The organism is Microbulbifer mixtoriginis (SeqCode) (assembly GCF_052466865.1).
Window position 1 is genome coordinate 2,334,157 of the sequence record NZ_CP174293.1, and the last position, 19,288, is coordinate 2,353,444.

The following is a 19,288-nucleotide window of genomic DNA, read 5'->3' on the forward strand; positions in this document are numbered from 1 at the left end:
TTTCAAAGTGAAACATCTGTACGTTAGTCCATCTTAAAGTGATTCGAATCGAGTCTTCCCGATAAGCGTGTTGCTTTTTCGCCAAAGCTCGATCGATAGCTTCCCGCATAAGCTTTGCTGAAACAAAATCTGCCTGAATGAATATTGATGTTTAGACCAGCATATCCTTGTTCAGAGTTCTATCGAAATCTTACTTTAAATATATGTGCCAGCTAAAGTGAGGGTTCTTGGTCCTCTTTATCTTTTTCGCTTACGAATGTGGTCTAGCCATTGTGGGGGAGCGCGGTGCCGGCTTCTAGATCAAAACCCGCTTTGCAACGCAATGCACTGTTTTCTCCCCGAAAATTTCAATTAACTTTGTTATTTGATCGTAAGTTTTCTCTGCTACAATCGGTGCGCGTGAAAACGTTATCTTTATGGCAAGAAGTCTGAAAGATGGATGAACTATTAAATAATTTAGATAAGTTAGCAGTTAATAATAGGCTTGAATCTCAAGCTCTTGAGGGGGCAAAAAAATGGGTGAGTTCCAAAGATTTTGATATAGATAATTCCGTAACTAGAAAATTCAAGTATGAATTTCATGCTCATAAACTATGTTTCAAACATGAGTTTAAGACTGCTCCATACATAGAAACATATTTTAATATTGTTCTTGATGACGTGGAGGTAGGTTATTATTGTTGGGTTTCTGATCTAAATGGTGAAGTCCTTGACGATTTGTTAGTAATAACAGATCATGAGTTGAAGTATGGCTAACAAGGCTCTGATATAAACAAGAGGCTTTTATCTTAATTCGCCGCTGTAAGAATCCAAATGGGTAGATTTCAAAGTTGGAAAAAAACAAGTAATAGACTTGGGAGTTATATGTTCCCTTTGGTGACCAGCTTGGCTGGGGATTGGTTTAGGAAATGATCTTAGAAATCAAGAGTATGATAATATTGTAACCACAATCAGAAGTCATGAATTTCAAAACAGCTGTAAATTACAGCTGGATATTGAAACAGTATTCCCACTTGGTTGGTCACCATCCAGTTTTGATATTAAATTGGAAAGGGATGGGAAAGTAGTAAGTACTTCAACAGGTAAATACTTCAAGCCTGATAGGATCGAAAGGTCCCCAGGTGAGTTTTATTACATGTTTAAGTGGTCTGAAATGCAAGAAGGGCGATTAATAGCCTCATATCTAGAGATGGAGATTGAAAGAGGGAATGCACTCAAATGGATAAAGGTCTCCGCTTGCGAAGTATTGGAGAGGGATGACTATTTTTACGCTAAAACTGATTTTTGTGTGGGTGAAAAGAGAGTCGTAGTTCAATGCTCTTAATGATTTTGTCTTGCGAACGGTTTCTATTTTGCTTCAACTATTCGAAAATCACGGCATTATTATGATAATCACGTTAAATAAAGCGCTATCTGATAGAGGGCAGCTCCTCAAGATATTAGGGTCTGTTCACTTCCTGCTGATGCTAAAGTTTGGGTAGATATATAGCGGGAAATAAGCACGGTAATTGATGATATAAATCAATGTGAGGGGTAGATCGTGCCGATGAGTTTTGGGTTTATAGAAAATCGTGGTATATATGCGCTGTAAAATTAATTGCTGGTCTAAAAGGCAGGGTTTGAGTCGCTGGCTTGAATATGGAGTAAAAATTGGACGTTGTATTAAAGGCAAAGAAAATTCGTTCCGAATTAGAGAGGTTTAGCATTCCGACAATTAAGCTTTTTCCAAAAGCAGAGAAAGCTGAGCATGCTTGGAGTACAAAATTTGGAGGAAAACCATATTGGCCAAAAGGTAAAACATACCCTGTTTCAGATGATGGAGCCAAGTTGATTCTTCTAGCTCAGCTTAACTTTGATGAGTTGCCTAAATTGGATCAATACCCTGAAAGTGGAATACTTCAATTCTTTATTGAGGATGATGATATTTATGGGATGGATTTTGACCGACCAATCAAGGAAGTAATTTCATCGCCAAGCGGCTATCGGGTAATTTATCATCCTGATTTTGAACGGAATGAATTGCATCTAGAAAACGATCTGCCGGAAGCAAATGATGAGAGCTATCTTCCCGCTTCAAGGGAATATCGAATTGAGTGTACTCTCGATAAAGAGGTTCCATCTCCTACTGACTACAGGTATGAGATGTATGAATCTGATCCACTTGAGTATGAAGAAGACCTTGCTGAATACGTTTACGATACTTTTTCTGCTGAAGGTAGCAAGATCGGCGGTTATGCTAACTTTACACAAGAAGATCCACGCGTCTCTGAAGAAAAAGATAATTGGCTTTTGTTATTCCAAATGGATTCAGAGTTTCTTGGTGAAAATCAAATAATGTGGGGTGATATGGGGGTAGGTAACTTCTTCATCGAAAGAGAGGCGCTTAAAAACAGAGACTTCTCTAGAGTCTGGTATAACTGGGATTGTTGTTGAGAGTCGAAAGCTAACAATAATAGCTAGGTGGCAATCTACGGGAAGTCTAATTTAGATGTTAGCGTGAAATTAAAGCTTTAAAGTATCCTATTTTTTATTAAAAATTAGACAGCATTGAGGGGGTTGTGTCGGGTCTCCTTCCTCGGAGAGTTCGTATCATGACTAACCCACATTATCTACTTTCTCTTTCCTTTTGAATCACACGTCGACTTCTCCTCGATGAAGAAAGGAGGGAGCGTGGATGCCTACCTTTACTTGATTGTCTTTTACTTCCAGTACTTTTATTGAGATATATGTTCCAATGCGTAGTTTATCGCTTAAGAGAGTGTTCGTCGTTGATGGGTAAGATCATAAAGGATGTTAGATTCAGAAATGGTGAAAAAGCTACCATGTTTAAGCATGCCAATGGATATTGGCATTGTCCTGTATGTGGTAGTCCTGAGTTGGGGGCTCCTGCTTACTTAGAGGACGGTAGTGGCTCTTTTCAAATATGTAGCTGCGGATTTGAGTTTGGTTTCGATGATGAACCATCGGCATCCGGTACAAAAATTAACTCTGTCATTGGTAATTGGGAAGTTAAAAGGCATCGTAAGTTACAATACTTATCTTCCAAGTCCGATCAATATAAAGAAATGCTAACAAATTTAAGATGTATCGGTATTGAGCTAAGCACATAGTAAAAGCATGTATCTCTGCCCCCCATCGGGTGATTCCGGCGTTGTGTATTTTAACTGGTCCTGCATTTCATCCAAAATAGAAAGTGGAGAAGACCTTTAACGTTTGTGTGTAGTAACTCGAAACGAGCTATGCAGCCTATCGAACCAGTAGTTGAATACATAGGTATATATTACGATGTAAATCACCATGACTATCTCAAGCATAAATGCTTCTAGGATAGTCAGACTAAAGCTCCAGGCGATTACTGGCAACGTCAGTACCAACATACCCCCCTCAAACAATAACGCATGTATGGCTCTAACGATAAATGTCTTTTCTGGGTTTTTACGTATATTCAATAAGTACCAGTCAAAGGCGTGATTGAAAATCATGTTCCAGACCAACGCAAATAATGATAGTCCAGCTGCTATTGCCAGCGACTGGTGTACCTCCAAATCAAACATTGGTACCACTAGTAAGCCACCCGTGAGCAACAGGAAAAATTCGTAGGAAACTGCCTGCACTAAACGATTCTTCAATGAAAAAGTCATCAACCATACTCACTCTGCTTGAGAAAATATGCTTGAATGATATATAGTTAAGTTAGATGGAAAAAGTTAGATACCATATGTTAGATAGATAGATAGATAGATAGATAGATAGATTGAATGAATGGCAGTTTCTATTGAACAACTGGAAGCATTTGTAGCTACTGAGCAGGCTGGCTCGTTCTCAGCGGCTGCACGTAAATGTGGAAAGGCACAGTCGGTAATCAGCTCACTGGTATCGAACCTGGAGGTTGACTTGGGAGTCAATCTATTTGATCGAAGTCAACGATACCCGCGATTGACGGAAGCTGGTGAGTCACTGCTGGAACGCGCACGGAATCTTATCGAGCAACGCGAGCGTTTGATGGCGATCGCACAGAGGTTGTCTCTGGATGTCGAGGCTCGGTTGACGTTGGCTATTGCCCAGCATGTTCGTATTAAAAACCTGGGGGGACTCTTTCAAGAGTTTGAGACCAAATATCCGCATGTTCAAATTACGCTCAGAGCGGGAAGTGTTCAGGATGTACAGACCTGGGTTGAAGGGGATATAGCCCAACTCGGGATTATCACACAGCTGGATGAAGTGCCCGCTGGATGCGATTTCAGAGCCCTGGGCCATCTGAAGCTTACAGGCATCGCCTGCGTTGATCACCCGATTGCGAGACTCACCGAAGTTACCTGGGAAGACCTGAAACAACACCGACAAATCTTATTGCAGGAGTTTGAGATATCCAGCCAGACTCGCTGGCTGGTGTCTCCCGACGTGTGGAGTGTGTCACGTGTCGATGATGCACTTGACCTTGTTGAGGCCAATTTGGGTTGGGCAGTATTGCCACTACACGTGGTTGCGAAGGGGATAGCGGCGAAAAAACTGATACAGCTTCCCCTAGTATTTGAGCAGGAGAAAGAGCTGTCACACGGTGTAGATGTTATCTGGTCCAGTAAGCGTCCACTGGGTCCCGCAGCCACTGACTTGATGAAGCGGCTGAGCACAGAGGACGCAATACTGAACAAGGATCAGTCGCTACGAAGCGTTTGACAGATCTCGGGCAAAATCTGTGATAGTTGTATCTGGTTTACCTAACACCTGCCAAGTTTTTTGACTCACTGGTTGCTCCTTTAGCTGTTCTACGTAAGTCAGCATATGCTCCATGAATACTGCCTGCTCTTCGGGCAGTCCCATTTCTGCAATGGCGGCGATAGGGTGGAGGACAATTTCTGTTCCCGGAGAATAGCCCTCGACAAACTTCTTGGCTGCTTCAGGCAAAGACATCCCCTCAGTACCCTGAACCGAAAAACTCTGGTTGTAAGCCATCTCATTCCCGATAGCATTACCGATCATCTCTGCCAGATCTGTTGTATTGGTGTAATAGATAGGGTGAACATGATTACCGATGATAGCAAATTGATCGTTCTCAATGAATGTAGGAAAAGTATCTAGGAAGAACGAACAGAAGAAGAAAGTGTAATCAATGCCAGAATTTTTAATGGCCTCTATGCCCGGTTTACGGATTATATTGCTCTCATACTCTAGGCCCTTATCTGCTAATTCCGGATGTAGATAATCAATACCTGCAATCTGCATAATGTGCTGCACACCAGTGACCTTTGCAGCCTCAACGATATTAATCACTCCTTCACGTTCAGTGTGAAAGGGTAAGCTAGGGTCAAGTGACGTAGTATTCAGGGTAATATAAAGCGTTTTGGTACCAACCAGTGCCGAGACCAAGCTCTCTTTGTCCGAGACATCTGCTTCGAGAAGCTGGATACCCTCCGGGAGGATAGTGCGGGCGCTAATTACGTCCCTCACGATCGCAGTTACCTTTACACCTTTTGATCCAGTTTTCGTGCTACCTGACGACCTAAATAACCTGTGGCGCCAATAATCGTAATAGTTTTCTGCATGATTCAACCTTTAAAGTAATGAATGAAGTAGCCCATACTTTGCCTAAGGTCTAAAAAATCTTACAGTTATGTACCATCTATCAAACAGATACTACAGCAGTTTTCACTGTATCAACGTATCTAAGCGACCGACAGGTTTTAGGGGGTAATTAACTTAAAGTCGGCCATGACTGACTACTCTTTAGTCTAAATACTAAAATATCGTCTGCATCAAATTTGAAATTTGCGATTTCGCCTTCTGATTAAATGATCACCTAATTTGGGTGGCGGGTGTCATCGGGTATTGGTATTCAGTTTATTTTGCTCATCCATTTATTATTAATGTATAGCAAGTATTCCATTCGCTATAGGTTTCTTTACCACATAGCAAGTCTCTTAGAATAACTAGCGTCCATTTATCGCCAAATACATCCAGTCCGTTCACGATAGGGCAATCGGAACGCATAAATTGATCGTCAGGGCTCGTACACGCACACTTATACATAAAAAATGAAATGGTAGATTAGTGACTTCAATTCCGTAGGTAATGGTAGAAATTCATGCCCAAAACATCAGGAGAGTGTTTGTACCGTTTTAATAGTTATAATTGCTCCGAAAAGCCTGTAATGGCTGGACACGGCCATTGTACAGATTGTCAGAAAGTTAGTGCCGCAGGACACATTGCCGATATTGCTGTTCCTCACGGAATTTAATCATAAGCGGTGATTTTGCGTTTCATGAGACGCAGGTGGATAGTAGAAATACAGTAAGGAGGAGTTTTTGTCCTCGCTGCGGTTCGCATAATTATGCAGAAAACAGTGGTATGCCGTGGTTAGAATTTGTCCATGCCGGAAGTCTTCATGATTTGGAGCAATTCAACCCTACGATGATCGTATATGAAAGTAGCGGCGAACCTTGGGATAATCTGGACCCAGATTTACAAAAGATTGAAAAAGTGCCAAAGATGTGATTCTAGCCACTCGGACCAGAGGCCTACAAGACAGTTCGAGCTATGTCTAGTGGGTGCTTATTACGTTCCTGCTTGTTTGAGATTGTTATTAAGCGGCGTTTTATACAACGTTTGAAGATTTGTATTTCTACGAGTAAGCCTGCATAAGATGCCATAAAGGATTTACCCCTCGAGAGAATCAGCCAATGAGAAATTTAGCCATATTGATATTTCAAACTCTTGACGGTGTAATGCAAGCACCCAGTATACCCGAGGAAGATTTTTCAGGCGGCTTCCGTCATGGAGGTTGGGCAAAGGATTGTTGGAATGATGTTATGGAACAAGTTATAAAGGAGGCAATGTCGGAACAGTATGACCTGCTATTAGGCCGTAATACATATAATTTATTTGCCTCAAATTTTGCCAGTGCTGAACCTGATAACCCAGTAGCAGACAAACTAAATCGGGCAAAAAAATATGTGGTGACATCAGGTACTGATGACCTAGCATGGAATAATTCCTTCAAACTAAATGGCTCTAATGCAGCTGTAGAGGTCGCAAAAATTAAAGAAATAGATGGGCCCCTGTTACAGGTTCACGGTAGTTGGCAGCTAGTGCAGTTACTTCTTAAGCATAACTTGGTAGATGAACTTAGACTTTGGACCTTTCCAGTAGTTGTTGGTGAAGGAAAACGCTTATTTGAAAGCGGTGAAATTTCGTCGAAATACCAGCTCATAAAATTTGCGACGTGTTCTTCAGGAGCCTTTATGCACTTCTATCAACCACTAGATCGCAGTGCAGTATGAAATTTTACTTAGATAGACACTCACTCGTATGGTCTCTGATGCAAGGCAATATATTTCTTTTCGGGTTGAGTAATTTTCGCGGTTAACACAAAAGTGAATCCACAGAGTGACCAGTGATGCAAATGGCACTCGACGAGATTAAAGAGCATATTGAGCTATTTACAAACCAAATGCAAAATGATGGTTTAATCGACGATGAAGATTTTAGGTAGAATACTTCATACCATACCCCACCTGAATAGATTGTAAATGGCAGAAATCAGACTGGTAAAATCGATCAAGATTTGCACAATGAATTGTCTGAAACCCCAATCGATTTCATCCCTTTAGGTTAAAAGGCATAACCGGTCAATACATCAGCCGGTAAATAATGCAGTTACTGACTTAGGTGTTTGTGTGATATCTGTATCTTGCTGTCTAATACAGTTTTATCTTCTATTGATAAGACTCGGCTGGAGTTTCCTTCCTTGAAGAGTTTGTTCTCAACACCTTCCAGTGTCTAGTTCTTGTTCTTTTTTACGCTCACGTAGATCTCTTCTTAATGGACAGGGAGAGATTTGCGGTGTGTATGTGTACCAGTACCCATGCTGTAAGAGTGCAGCCTTTAGAAGTGAGGCCTGGTAATTTGTTCTTTGGGGATAAATAAAAGAGTGTGTAGGGATGGAAAGTGGCTTCTTGGTCCTATTTATTTTAGTGTATGACCAGGCTGATAAGCTTTGGAATGATAGAAAAGCGTGATATATAGATATAGTTTCTGAATTAATTGAAAAGGTATTTGATAGTGTGGTTCTAAAATATGTTGCCTAGTAAGCGTAAGGTCATATGGATCTTCAAAAGGGATTTAAGACGTAAATTACAAATAATTGGGGTAATAAGATAAAGTATTTAGCCTCTGAGATAGCTAATAGTATTCAAAGCCACTATCCCAAATTATCTAAGTATCAAATGTACGCAACCAACAAGCAGCTGTTATTCCCTTGCCAGACGAAGAGCTGGGAGAACAAGTTGGAGCGGCTATCGTATGTGCAGACAAGACGCCAAGCCTACAAGGATTGCGCTACTTCTTAACCGAGAGGGGCCTGGCCAACCTTAAGCTAACAGAGCAGCTTTATGTGTTACCGGTTACCGCAGTCGGTAAAGTTGACAAAAGAAGCTTCTAGAATTTAACTCTTAGCGCCTGTTTTAATAGTCAAGTTGTCGATTTTAATTGGCTAAAAATTAGTAATTGTATTCATCTGAGGTTCAGAAATTAGTGAAAATAATACTATTGATATAGAGCTGTACGGCAGACTTTTACTCAGTCAAGTAACATTCAAGAAAGGAAGCTTTGGCATGGAATATCGTCATAGAAAATCAGTATTTGCTCAACCTCTCCTCTTATTCACGCTATTAATCTCCAACAATGGAAATGCTGTAGATACTAATGCTTCAGCGATTTATCTTGATAGTCCGGAAGTATACAATGAGGTATTAAAACCAGGTAAGAAGCATACTATTGATCGTATGATTAAAAAGTATATGCTGGACCACAGTATTCCAGGCATGGCGGTAGCTATAGTTACCAATCCAGAAAAGCCTGTTATATGGTCTAAAGGCTACGGTGTAAAAAGCCTTGAAAATAATGAAAGGGTTACCAGAAATACTTCATTTTGGCTGGCATCCATCAGTAAGGTAGTTATGGGTACTGCTATGGCCATAGCGCAGGAGGACGGATATCTCTATTTAGATCAGGAAATTCAAAACTTACTGGGTGAAGATGACTTTAACATTGACAATCCAGACTCCTTACCTATCACCATCCGAGACCTCGTAACTCACAGTTCGGGAATTAAAGATAGCGTGGCTTACCGGTGCAGCTACTATATCGATCATGGTGACGGCACTCATACAAAGTTGTTCAACTTAATAGAGCCTGGATTCTGTCCAGATAACAGCCCAATTACACTGGATGGATTTCTCGGTGCCTATTTGGACAGTGAGGGGGAATTTTACGATTCCAGTAGTAACTTCACTGGCTTACCACCCGGGCAAGACTACAAATACTCAAATATCGCCGCAGCATTAGCAGGCTACTCAGTGGAACTTAGCACGGGCTTAACTCTGGCTGATTACGCAGAGCAAGAGATTTTTACCCCTCTTGGTATGCGCAATACCAGCTGGAATTTCTCCAAGTTAAACCAGAGTAACCTGGCAAGCCCTCATACCACAGTTGACAATACCCTATCTTCAATTCCATTTTATGAACTCGCAACCTGGCCAGATGGTGGCCTACGGAGTAGTGCATTTGATATGGCGAGATTTTTAGCTGCAGTAATGAACGAAGGAGTGTTAGCTTCACGAAAGTCTGGCATCAAGATCCTCGAGGCAGAATCAGTTATTCAAATGCTGACGCCTTCCCAGAATGGTTTTGGGGTCTTCTGGTATTCTGATTGGCTTTGGAATTATGGGGGTAAAGACCATATTCTAATCGGTCACAACGGAGCTGAGCTTGGATATTTTTCCTACCTAGTGTTCAACCCAAAGGATAACGTCGGAGTAATCTTATTGGCTAACACTGATCGTGGAGATAAGACAGAGAGTATTGAAGAACTAATTAAAGATCTTTTTGAGGCGACTCAAGTACGGTGACAACCTGTTTCAGGGCTCTAAATATTTCTAAGGGGGAATAAAATTCTCCCTTAGAAATACGACGTTGACTTATGTCATTGCAAAGTGCATGGCGCTTAAAAGTGTAGGAAGCACCTATCTGCCAGATATCATGATTTTTCTAGTCAAACTCAGCATGTTCAAACACGTTTACAACGTAATCGCTATCTTGCCAATATTGTGCAGTATCTATTCAGCACTCATATACAGGGAATCCGTAAGATAATAGCGAAAGCTCGCACCTACGTGAAATAACTTTTACTGAGCTTTTTCGACCATTGGAAACTGCCACCCGAATAAGCTTTATCAATCGTATAAGACCAATCCAGCTGACCAAAGCTATAGCCACCGAGCAATTACATACAAGCTCTGTTATATTTTCTGGACAACTCTAATACTCCTGTACTAGAGAAACTCTTGAGTGATCTTACCAGATCGTAGGCAAGGGTTGTATTTAGAGTGCTGGGATGGCATCGCTGAATGCCAAGTCATGGAAGGCTCAAAGGGCTGTGTCATCACATCAAACAAAGATGGAATAATTTTAGGCTCTAGAGAGTATGAGATTGCTTCAGAGGGTATTAAGGAAACCTGTCACCATGGTTATAGTCTCTATAGCTGGGCAGTGGTTGAACGAGTTGAGGAAGTTAATGGGGCAGTTTATATTTTTGTGGATCAAGCATTAGCTTTAATTTTTACAACTGAATCATTGGAGCTAATAAATTTTAAAGTTAAATTTTTAGATGCAATAAACAAGCATATGTAACACGCCCAAGATACATTTAGGTCAGAATATGATCTCTGTCTTTTTCAATAAAGATCTCTTTTTCTTTCAATATATCGTTTGAAAACGTCTTTGGCCTGAGTTCCCCAATGGTGGAGTAGCGCGCAGGAGAAGAAAGTTAGGTATTAACCTCGGTAAACGGCCTTGTCTATATGGCATTGAAGCCTTGGATCTATTGCTGGCCCGTGCCCAACCTCGTGCGTCATTACCAGATACGTTAAGCGTGCGCTCACACTGGATGAGGGGCTGGAGAGAGGTTTAGCTGCCAAATAATCTAGATACGTCAGAGAATCTTATAAATCTCATATCTCAGCTTGGGGTAATATTTCTAGAATAAACGAAATACCGTTACTATAAGGGGTGCTACTGGAGCAAAAGTAAAGAACATAGGCCTCTTGCGGCACCTTTTGAATACATCCCTGGAGACTTGTAGTCGGGAGTTTGCGTTATAAGGCTTTGCATGGGACCTATTCAGCCAAACCGGCTATTCACTAAGCCCAATAATACTATCAGTATCAACGTGCATCTTTATTGCGCAATACTATTGAGTAGCCCTTTAATCGGCGTATCTACACTGGTGACTTGGTGATTCATTTATCGTAGTCTTGACTGACAACTGATTAGCACCAAATTCACTCTGAGCTAATCAGAAGTTCCCTAGGATTTGAAATGGAACTATTGCCAAACGAAACTGTGACACATAATAATTAAGGCGGTGACAATCCTATGTTAAGTTTTGAATTTAATACTACAAAATCGATTATAAACAGTCCTGGCGGGTTAAATAAAATTAGTGAGATATGTGACCAACTAAATATAACTAAGTTGTTAGTGGTCACGGATCAAGGTATTGTAAATTGTGGTTTGGTTGAGAAACTGAAGGAGCAACTACATAGTAAATTTGCGACCATTATCTTTGATGGAGTTAGTGCTGATCCTAAAGAGCAGATCGTATTGTCGGCAGTAGCCTTAGCAAAGCAGCATAATGTTGATGGTGTAATTGGATTTGGTGGTGGCAGTTCAATGGATACCGCTAAAGTTGTTGCTGTTATGATGGATTCTCACCAACCTTTAGAACAGCTTTATGGGCTTGAACGAGTTCAAGGAGGTCGTGTACCTTTGGTTTTAATACCTACCACTGCTGGCACCGGTTCAGAAGTAACACCTATCGCGGTTTTAACAACAGGGGAAACCACCAAAGATGGCATCGTCGCTAAACAATTATTACCAGATGTTGCCTTATTAGATGCACAATTAACTCTAGGGTTACCAGCTCATGTGACTGCTGCAACTGGCATTGATGCTATGGTGCATGCCATAGAGGCATATACGTCTAAGCATAAAAAAAATGCCTATTCTGATATGCTAGCTAAGCAGGCGTTGTTATTGCTATCAAGAAATATAGAACAGGCCACACATCATGGCGAGGACATAGAAGCAAGACAGAATATGTTATTGGGTGCCTGCCTTGCAGGTCAGGCTTTTGCCAATGCACCAGTTGCCGCTGTACATGCTCTAGCTTACCCATTAGGGGGGCATTTTCATGTGCCTCATGGATTGGGCAACTCGTTAGTATTACCACATGTAATGCGCTTTAATCAGAGTGATACAGCCAAGCTCTATAGTGAATTGGCGCCATATATTTGTGAACACATAAATACGTCTCAATCAGATCAAAAAGTGTGTTCTGATCTCATAGTCTTAATTGAGCGGCTAATTGAACGATTAAAATTACCCCGGACCTTAAAGCAATTAGATATTGGCGAGCACCATTTAGAGATGCTCGCCACCGATGCAATGCTACAAACTCGCTTACTAATCAATAATCCGAAACCTCTGTCTCATGATGATGCACTCTTGATTTATCAGGCTGCTTATGAGGAGGCTTTGTGAGTAAGCAGGCTGTGTTACGTACAGATTATATTTATTTTGAAGAGTTAACTACCAGATGGATGGATAATGATGTGTATGGGCATGTAAATAATGTAGTTTACTACTCATATTTTGACACCATTGTGAACAGCTTTTTGATTAATAAGGCTGAATTAGATATCAAAACCAGTGAGAATATTGGCTACATAGTCAAATCTGATTGTAATTATTTGGCCAGTATTTCTTACCCTGAAAAAATACTTGGTGCTTTTAGGGTTAATAGAATAGGCAATTCTTCGGTGGAATATGGTGTTGCGATTTTTAAAGAAAATCAAGAAAATGCATGTGCGCATGGCTCTATGACGCATGTCTTTGTTAATCGCCATACCGAACAGCCGACAAAAATTTCTGGTCAATTGCTCAAGGCGTTACAAAGTGCATCATTTGGTGCTGGTTAACTTTTTAGTCGATAGGGTTGAGGTTATACTTTTTTGATTGGTTGGCGTCCAGGATTACTCTTTACGTTGATGACCTATTTTCGTTCAGCCGGTTATTAAGATGAATGGGAAAAGGTAACTGATAAAATTAGAGTATACAGATTGCAGTAACGCTAGCTATTTATTGAACTCAGTTGATCGTCCCAGCTAGTCTTGGTTTTTCAGTTATAGAGGGTGGGGAGTTATTTTCTGATAAGTGTGAAGATAAATGAAGGATTGTGACATTGCCCATCATAGAAATAGTGTGCGCTCAAAGGTGCCACTATGATAATGAAAGAGGGGAGGAGGTTTGGTTGGTGTTCCCTCCATTGTGAATCAGCTCCCACTGTCTTTCGGTGCCTACTTTTTGTTCTCTTTTTATACATGTATAGATCTCTTCACGATAGGCGGAGAGGGAGTTGGGCGCGTACATGTCTATTTTTTCTTGATTGCTTTTCAATTCTAGTACAGCAAATGGGACATTTGGTCCTGTTTAAAGGCTTTCTCCGGCTCGGTGCTTTAGGGTCAACCTATTTGCTCCCTAGTAGCATTCAAGCAGTGGGTGGGCAACCCTTGCTGGGGGAGCTTGGTAAGTAATGCTTTTCGGTTGGGGGATGGCCGCAGTGGTGTAAGCGACCTCGGCACAGTAGGGGTCGTAAGGGTATAGATCACGGGAGATGGTATTTTTAGAACGATTGAGCTGTAGCGTAATGACTCGGGCTGAATAGTTCTACCCATTGAGATCCTCGATCTGGTAACCTTCCTTCAGGCGCAGCTGGTTGGTAAAGGTTCCGATGTGGTTCCTGGCTTGTTTATCTGAAAGCTAACCACCTACTGCTAGCTGGTACCCTTTCCTATCGTCAGGTATGTCGGTTATTGTGAGTATCTAGGAACAAACAAGGCTATTAATTGGCTGATTTTGATGTAACTTTATCAGCATTAATTAATGTATTCTTTAATTTAATATTATCCCCTTTTTAGACTATTTAAAGGATGAGCCTGGGTTTTTCAATAGTTAATTCGAGATAAACTCTTACTTATAGACAATTCCCCTTCTTTTGGATTATTTATTAACTACGTGGATCTCTTCATTTTTTACAATGTTGATGTGATCGACATTTTCTTGTTTATCTGTTTCACAGACAAACGATTGCAGAGCTAATAAGGTCGCGTTGGCTTTGGTTTACATACAAGTCAAAGACCAATAATGATCAATAACTATATTTACAGCGGCATACTGGACGAATAAATCTCATGGGAATTGTTTTTAACAAGAAACTAATGGCTCTGGCCTTGACTACATTACTGGCTGCTTGCGGTGGAGGGGGAGGGTCATCGACAGATGCTGAGCAACCCTCGAGTAGTGGACCGAGCTCTGGTGATAATGGGGGCTCTGGTGATAATGGGGGCTCTGGTGATAATGGGGGCTCAGATGATAGCGGGAGCTCTGATGGTGGGCAAGGTGGCTCGGATGATACCCCAATTCCAGATAATGTCGGTACTTCTGTTATGGTTGGGGACGTGGAAGTAACAGAGCTGGGCTTTGCTACTCTGACTGCTGTGGATGTTACACTACCGGAAGCAATGAATAACGCCAAAGAAGTGTATCAAATGGCTCACTACATTGCTCGTACCGATGGTGAGCAGAATGAGAACGATATCAATATTCCCATTCGTAACTATGTGGCAACTTGTGCGACCGATACTGAGACACCACGTATGTTCGTCTCGACTACTTTATCGGAAGGTGCTAGTGCCGATGATTCGACTTATGGCTCCGTATATGAGCTGAAATATAATCCTGAAACCTCGAGTTTTGACCAGACTGGTAATGCTTCAATTTTAAAGCAGTGTTATGAATCTCATGGCATTGCTGTCAGTAAGGACTGCTCACGTGTGGCGGTACTCTGTAATACTGAATATCGAGCGCATGAAAGATATGAAGTTCAAGGGGACCTTATCGAGAAGTATGGCGCTGGCTATATGAAAGTTGAGGATAATATCGATAAAATTGAGTCACTAATTAGTAATAATATTGGCTTGATGATTTCAAATAATCATGGAAAATATATCAGTTTCTTTACTGATCATCCTACACTCAAGTTTGAAGATTTCCTTCCAGGTTTGAAGGATAATTTTCCGGATACTGATTTTGGTGATTCTCCTTCATTTGCCACTATTAAAGGTTCTGAAATGCAGGAGGAAATGAAGTATATCATTGATAATCTTTCTGAAACTGATCATGCAGATTTTCTCCAACATGTACGCAAAAATGCTTATAAATTTAATGATCAAATCTGGTTGTTGGAATGGGATAATGAACCTCTGAATGAGATACCGGAGGCTTATATTGTCAATAAAATGCATGGTGGTACACATGTAGGCACTGAGGAGCTAATTTATGTTGATACAGACAGTCAAGAGCGTTCCAGTTATGCTTTCTCTGTATCTGCGCGTGTTTTTGATAACTATGGAGACTCCCATTACTCGGCAGGTCTGACAGTAATTAATCGAAATGATTGGTCATTGAAAATGAGTGGCTCGGATAATCGAGGTTGGGACTGGGCTTGTGGAAACGGCCATGTATTAAACATTCGATCATTTTATAGCTCACACACTGAGAGCTATGGAGCAATTTGTACTTCTGATTGGAACGACTCAATCAAAGCTACTCATGGTCAACTCGGTAATATATCTATAAAAATGGAATGGAGTAATTCCTTTGAAGGGTATCCAAACCATTTTATACCATCTACTTCTGCGATGGTATCTAACGGTGGTGGACATACCGTAGTGCCTGTGGATGAAGTAACTAATTTATCTGTTATTGTCTCTCCCAAGTTTATTGAAGATGCGGATATGGAGCGATTTCTGCGAGATGAAGTGAAAGTGGATCCTAGTGGTGAAGGTCCATTTGAGGACGACTGTAGTGCCTATGATGAATTTAATTGTTTCTTCTCATATATGAACTATAAGTATTGGTACCCAAAAAGCGATGATTTTCCATCCATAGCACGTCAGGGGCTCTATTCTGGTGGTAATTTAGACTCTTCCTCTCTTACTCGTATTGGCATAGCAAAAGTTAGCGAGAAGGGAAGTATTGATGGGCAGGCCTTTAAGTGGTTGGTAGAAGATAATGATTGTCAAATCAGTGATCCTCAGCTAGTTGATCTAAAAAATGGTCGTTATTTGTTTGGGTATGCCAAGTTCCAATGTATTTCAGATAACTTGCCTTATGATCGGATTTACAGCCCAAAATCACTGCGTCTTTTGGTTCCGAAAGCCTATTACGTGATGGAAATTGATGTGGACTTGAATGTTCTTGAAGGACCGATTCAGTTGCCTAATCATGGTTGGGGAGGATTGGATGAGCCAATGTATATGGGTAATGGCAAAGTAGCTTGGAGCTACATCAAAAATCCAACCTTTGAAAACTATGGTGGTGGTCAGCAGAACAAGTGGCAAGCGATGGTTTACCACTCGAAGAGTGCTGAATAGACAATAGCTTTCCACTAGTTCGAAAAAGTTTCTTGTTCTTCAAAGGTGTATTATAGACAGCAAATAGGAGGGGTTATCTACTATTTGCTGTTTCTCGACTATTTATAATTTTTCCATTCATTTTTCTGTCGAAGTGGAGTGGGCGAGACTGCGAGAGCGGTCGGCGCAGAATGGAGAAAAAATTCAGAGCTTAAGAATCTTTACAAGCTATTGAGTTTACTCTGTTTTAAGTCATCGATATCAATATTTTTCTCTGATCATCAGAATCTTGTTCACCACTCTAGTTGGTGGGTGTTGCTCGTACTACTTGTAAAAACTGCAATATATAATTAGGTAGCGTAGTCGAGCCGGTTACACTTTGTATTTTTTATGGTATCACTATGCAGTTTCACCATAAATACCGCATTGTGCTGGCCCACTGACTACGGCGCTTAGGCTGCAGAAAAACCTGTGTGTATCTAGGACTCTTCAGATACGGACCAAGTAGGGTGTTTCTACGTGAGTTCTGATTTAGTTTTTACTGGTAAGTAAGCTATTTTTCACGTAGAAGCACAATGTAACAAGTGAGGTAGAATTTTTCTACACCCTCATTTCATTAGTGCGACAATCAAAGCTTGGTGTATCTTACTGCCTAAGAATGCTTGGCCTCACTATATTGGGCACGGATGTGGTCTCCATCCTTGGAGAGTCTATCCTCAACACCTTCAATTGCCTACTTTTTGTTCTCTATTGATGCGCACATAGATCTCTTCCCGATGGACGGGGAGGGATTTGGGGGCGCGGATGCCTATCTTTACTTGATTTCCCTTCACTTCCAACACTGTGATCGAGACATTCGTTCCAATTCTTAGGTTTTCGCCAGTTCGGCGCTTTAGGATCAGCATGTTTGTTTCCTAGCGATACTCAAGCTGTGGGTGGGCATTCCTTGGTGGGGAAGCTTGGTAAGTGATGCCTGGAGGTAGAGTGGGGTGGGGCGCGGGGGCGGTGGGCGCAGAATAGGAAAAGGCGGGCGCTAGGCTCCCAGAGCTTGGGGAGTCGCTCCAAGCTGCTGATTGTGCTCCACTTTATTGAAGACGAGCGGGTTTCTAGCGTAGTATGCATACAGCCATCTTGATAGTGTGTTTATCAATTTGGTTAGCTGGCCCCTGGTGTTGCAGCACCTTGGGTCAGTGCCTTTTCTCTATTCTTACTTCAAGTTACTGTTCCCCTTTTGACGGCATGACTCTGTTAGAAAATTCTTTGAGCCTCTTGCGATGCAGGCCTTTAAGAATCAGTTTTAGCCATGGCCTACAATGCTGATAGATGTTTATCGATTTTACGCGGCTTGGACGCGGGGAAAAACCTAATAAATTCCAATAAGATTATTTCTGCGCCTATATTTCACTTTCGAAGTCTTCGATTTATTATTAGATTTATTGTGTGAGGTACTGAAGTGACATTGATGAGATCCAATTTAAAAAGCCCTGAAGTAGATTTAGGATGCTGTTCAAGAGAGAACCTATAATTTGATTTAGACTGTGACTGAGAGTTTAGATAGGGGTTTCTAAGAAATGCGGAGACTTAGTGTGATAAAAATAATTTGTATGATTTCGCTATTGTCTATTCTTTGTGGCTGCTCTAATCAAGCAACTATGGTCATTTTTTCTCAGCCAGAGGGTGCTTACATCACAGAAATAGACACAGAAAAGCCCTATGGGATGACCCCTGTTTCTGTGGTTTACAATCCTGATGCTTTGGAGGGACATATAGACTCCGAGGGTTGTTATCTTGTTAAGGGGTTTCGGGCTCAATGGGTTAGTGGGGCAATCTCGATTGTTGACCCTATTAAACTATGTGGTAGTGCAACAGGAGAATATAATATATCCATAAATCGACAATCATCGCATGCTAATTTAGATAAAGACTTACAGTTTGCACTCCAATTACAAGCAATAAGAGCTCAACAGCAACAAGCTAATGCAGCGCAAAACTCTGCTATAGCAGCTCTTTGGTCTGCGTGGGCTCAAAGTCAGAATAACAGTGTTAATTGTATAGTGAAGCCTGTAGGGAACTCTGTGCATACAAATTGCAATTAGATTGTATGAAAATATATAAGCTTGAAAGGCATACTTATCTACATAGAGATTGATCTTTAGGTGATGGGATACATAAAAGGCCCAGAGATAAATCTGTGTTGTCAAAAGAATATGCCATTTGGTTTAAGGATTGTTCGACCAGCTCTGTTGTGACCCATAAAGAGAGGCTGATTAAATCCGCTAGGTGTTTTGGCGGCCTTAAACTATGTGAGTTTTGTTAGATTTTTGAAGAGGTTTGATTGATGGGGAAATATATACGAAAAGAAGTTATTTTCATCAAAGCTGTCGGCTTATCAATATTGCCGTTCATGTTTTGTATGTTGCTTGTAAATGAAGAGGTCCTATATATAAAATTTCCTGTTTTAATTGCAGGTCTATTTGTAAGCAATTTTTTGGCTAGTAAGTTTAAGCTAACTCAACAGAAATATAATATTGAGTCATTAATTTTGACGGCTTCTTTGGTTTTGGTTGCCGTTATTTTCTATTCTCTTGAAAAGCATTTGCCAATCTATATTGATAGTTTTGGCATAACTATGGGAGAAAGACATATTTTTGTAGCAGTATTTTTCATTCCATTTCTTGCTTTAAAGATTTATCGGTATTTCTCTAGCTGAAGTGAGGAAGATTGATAGTTTTCAAATACTATATGACTTATTTGCTACG

Annotated in this window: 16 protein-coding genes and 1 pseudogene; 13 read left to right on the plus strand and 4 right to left on the minus strand. The window is 40.9% G+C overall.

Annotated features, from left to right (window positions below):
- Positions 1 to 435: 435 nt before the first annotated feature.
- Together ACJJJA_RS10730 and ACJJJA_RS10735 are read left to right on the plus strand one after the other, a co-directional pair.
- On the plus strand, positions 436 to 756 hold the full coding sequence (locus ACJJJA_RS10730; RefSeq protein ID WP_444904561.1) for a hypothetical protein: 321 nt from the start codon (positions 436 to 438) through the stop codon (positions 754 to 756).
- A gap of 894 nt (positions 757 to 1,650) precedes the next feature.
- Positions 1,651 to 2,433, plus strand: a complete 783-nt coding sequence (locus ACJJJA_RS10735) for a YwqG family protein (RefSeq protein ID WP_444904562.1) — start codon at positions 1,651 to 1,653, stop codon at positions 2,431 to 2,433.
- Between the two features lie 198 nt (positions 2,434 to 2,631).
- Here ACJJJA_RS10735 and ACJJJA_RS10740 read toward each other — a convergent pair whose 3' ends face one another.
- Positions 2,632 to 2,736 (minus strand): carbon storage regulator, encoded by a 105-nt coding sequence (locus ACJJJA_RS10740; protein ID WP_444905241.1) that lies wholly within the window; start codon positions 2,734 to 2,736, stop codon positions 2,632 to 2,634.
- A 35-nt stretch (positions 2,737 to 2,771) separates the two neighbouring features.
- Between ACJJJA_RS10740 and ACJJJA_RS10745 the strand changes: the two genes are divergently transcribed.
- Positions 2,772 to 3,110 (plus strand): hypothetical protein, encoded by a 339-nt coding sequence (locus ACJJJA_RS10745; protein WP_444904563.1) that lies wholly within the window; start codon positions 2,772 to 2,774, stop codon positions 3,108 to 3,110.
- Positions 3,111 to 3,206: 96 nt separating this feature from the next.
- Here ACJJJA_RS10745 and ACJJJA_RS10750 read toward each other — a convergent pair whose 3' ends face one another.
- On the minus strand, positions 3,207 to 3,641 hold the full coding sequence (locus tag ACJJJA_RS10750; protein WP_444904564.1) for a PACE efflux transporter: 435 nt from the start codon (positions 3,639 to 3,641) through the stop codon (positions 3,207 to 3,209).
- A gap of 121 nt (positions 3,642 to 3,762) precedes the next feature.
- Here ACJJJA_RS10750 and ACJJJA_RS10755 point away from each other — a divergent pair, with 121 nt between their 5' ends.
- On the plus strand, positions 3,763 to 4,677 hold the full coding sequence (locus tag ACJJJA_RS10755; protein WP_444904565.1) for a LysR family transcriptional regulator: 915 nt from the start codon (positions 3,763 to 3,765) through the stop codon (positions 4,675 to 4,677).
- Here the strand turns inward: ACJJJA_RS10755 and ACJJJA_RS10760 are convergent.
- The gene (locus tag ACJJJA_RS10760; RefSeq protein WP_444904566.1) at positions 4,663 to 5,448 is read right to left on the minus strand and encodes an SDR family oxidoreductase; all 786 of its coding nucleotides are present in this window, start codon (positions 5,446 to 5,448) and stop codon (positions 4,663 to 4,665) included. The two genes, ACJJJA_RS10755 and ACJJJA_RS10760, sit on opposite strands and share 15 nt — an antisense overlap.
- A 777-nt stretch (positions 5,449 to 6,225) precedes the next feature.
- On the opposite strand from ACJJJA_RS10760, the pseudogene ACJJJA_RS10765 reads away from it, so the two are divergent.
- The 7 genes and pseudogenes from ACJJJA_RS10765 to ACJJJA_RS10795 form a co-directional block, all read left to right on the plus strand.
- Positions 6,226 to 6,492: pseudogene (locus ACJJJA_RS10765) on the plus strand (GFA family protein); the annotation flags it as partial.
- A 185-nt stretch (positions 6,493 to 6,677) separates the two neighbouring features.
- On the plus strand, positions 6,678 to 7,277 hold the full coding sequence (locus ACJJJA_RS10770) for a dihydrofolate reductase family protein (RefSeq protein ID WP_444904567.1): 600 nt from the start codon (positions 6,678 to 6,680) through the stop codon (positions 7,275 to 7,277).
- 1,332 nt (positions 7,278 to 8,609) lie between these two features.
- A complete protein-coding gene (locus tag ACJJJA_RS10775) occupies positions 8,610 to 9,905 on the plus strand; it encodes a serine hydrolase domain-containing protein (protein ID WP_444904568.1) in 1,296 nt (431 codons plus the stop codon).
- Positions 9,906 to 10,344: 439 nt separating this feature from the next.
- Entirely contained in the window at positions 10,345 to 10,686 is a 342-nt protein-coding gene (locus ACJJJA_RS10780; protein WP_444904569.1) for a hypothetical protein, read from the plus strand.
- Between the two features lie 744 nt (positions 10,687 to 11,430).
- The gene (locus ACJJJA_RS10785; RefSeq protein WP_444904570.1) at positions 11,431 to 12,597 is read left to right on the plus strand and encodes an iron-containing alcohol dehydrogenase; all 1,167 of its coding nucleotides are present in this window, start codon (positions 11,431 to 11,433) and stop codon (positions 12,595 to 12,597) included.
- The gene (locus tag ACJJJA_RS10790; RefSeq protein ID WP_444904571.1) at positions 12,594 to 13,034 is read left to right on the plus strand and encodes an acyl-CoA thioesterase; all 441 of its coding nucleotides are present in this window, start codon (positions 12,594 to 12,596) and stop codon (positions 13,032 to 13,034) included. Before ACJJJA_RS10785 ends, ACJJJA_RS10790 begins: the two co-directional genes overlap by 4 nt.
- Positions 13,035 to 14,306: 1,272 nt before the next feature.
- Positions 14,307 to 16,550: a hypothetical protein gene (locus ACJJJA_RS10795; protein WP_444904572.1), complete on the plus strand. Its 2,244-nt coding sequence runs from the start codon at positions 14,307 to 14,309 to the stop codon at positions 16,548 to 16,550.
- Between the two features lie 704 nt (positions 16,551 to 17,254).
- On the opposite strand, the gene csrA is transcribed toward ACJJJA_RS10795, so the two are convergent.
- Positions 17,255 to 17,434 (minus strand): carbon storage regulator CsrA, encoded by a 180-nt coding sequence (csrA, locus tag ACJJJA_RS10800; RefSeq protein ID WP_444904573.1) that lies wholly within the window; start codon positions 17,432 to 17,434, stop codon positions 17,255 to 17,257.
- Positions 17,435 to 18,115: 681 nt separating this feature from the next.
- On the opposite strand from csrA, the gene ACJJJA_RS10805 reads away from it, so the two are divergent.
- Together ACJJJA_RS10805 and ACJJJA_RS10810 are read left to right on the plus strand one after the other, a co-directional pair.
- Complete coding sequence (locus tag ACJJJA_RS10805; RefSeq protein WP_444904574.1) at positions 18,116 to 18,625, plus strand: hypothetical protein; 510 nt, start codon at positions 18,116 to 18,118, stop codon at positions 18,623 to 18,625.
- A 242-nt stretch (positions 18,626 to 18,867) separates the two neighbouring features.
- Positions 18,868 to 19,239, plus strand: coding sequence for a hypothetical protein (locus ACJJJA_RS10810; protein ID WP_444904575.1), 372 nt, complete (start codon positions 18,868 to 18,870; stop codon positions 19,237 to 19,239).
- Positions 19,240 to 19,288 lie beyond the last annotated feature (49 nt).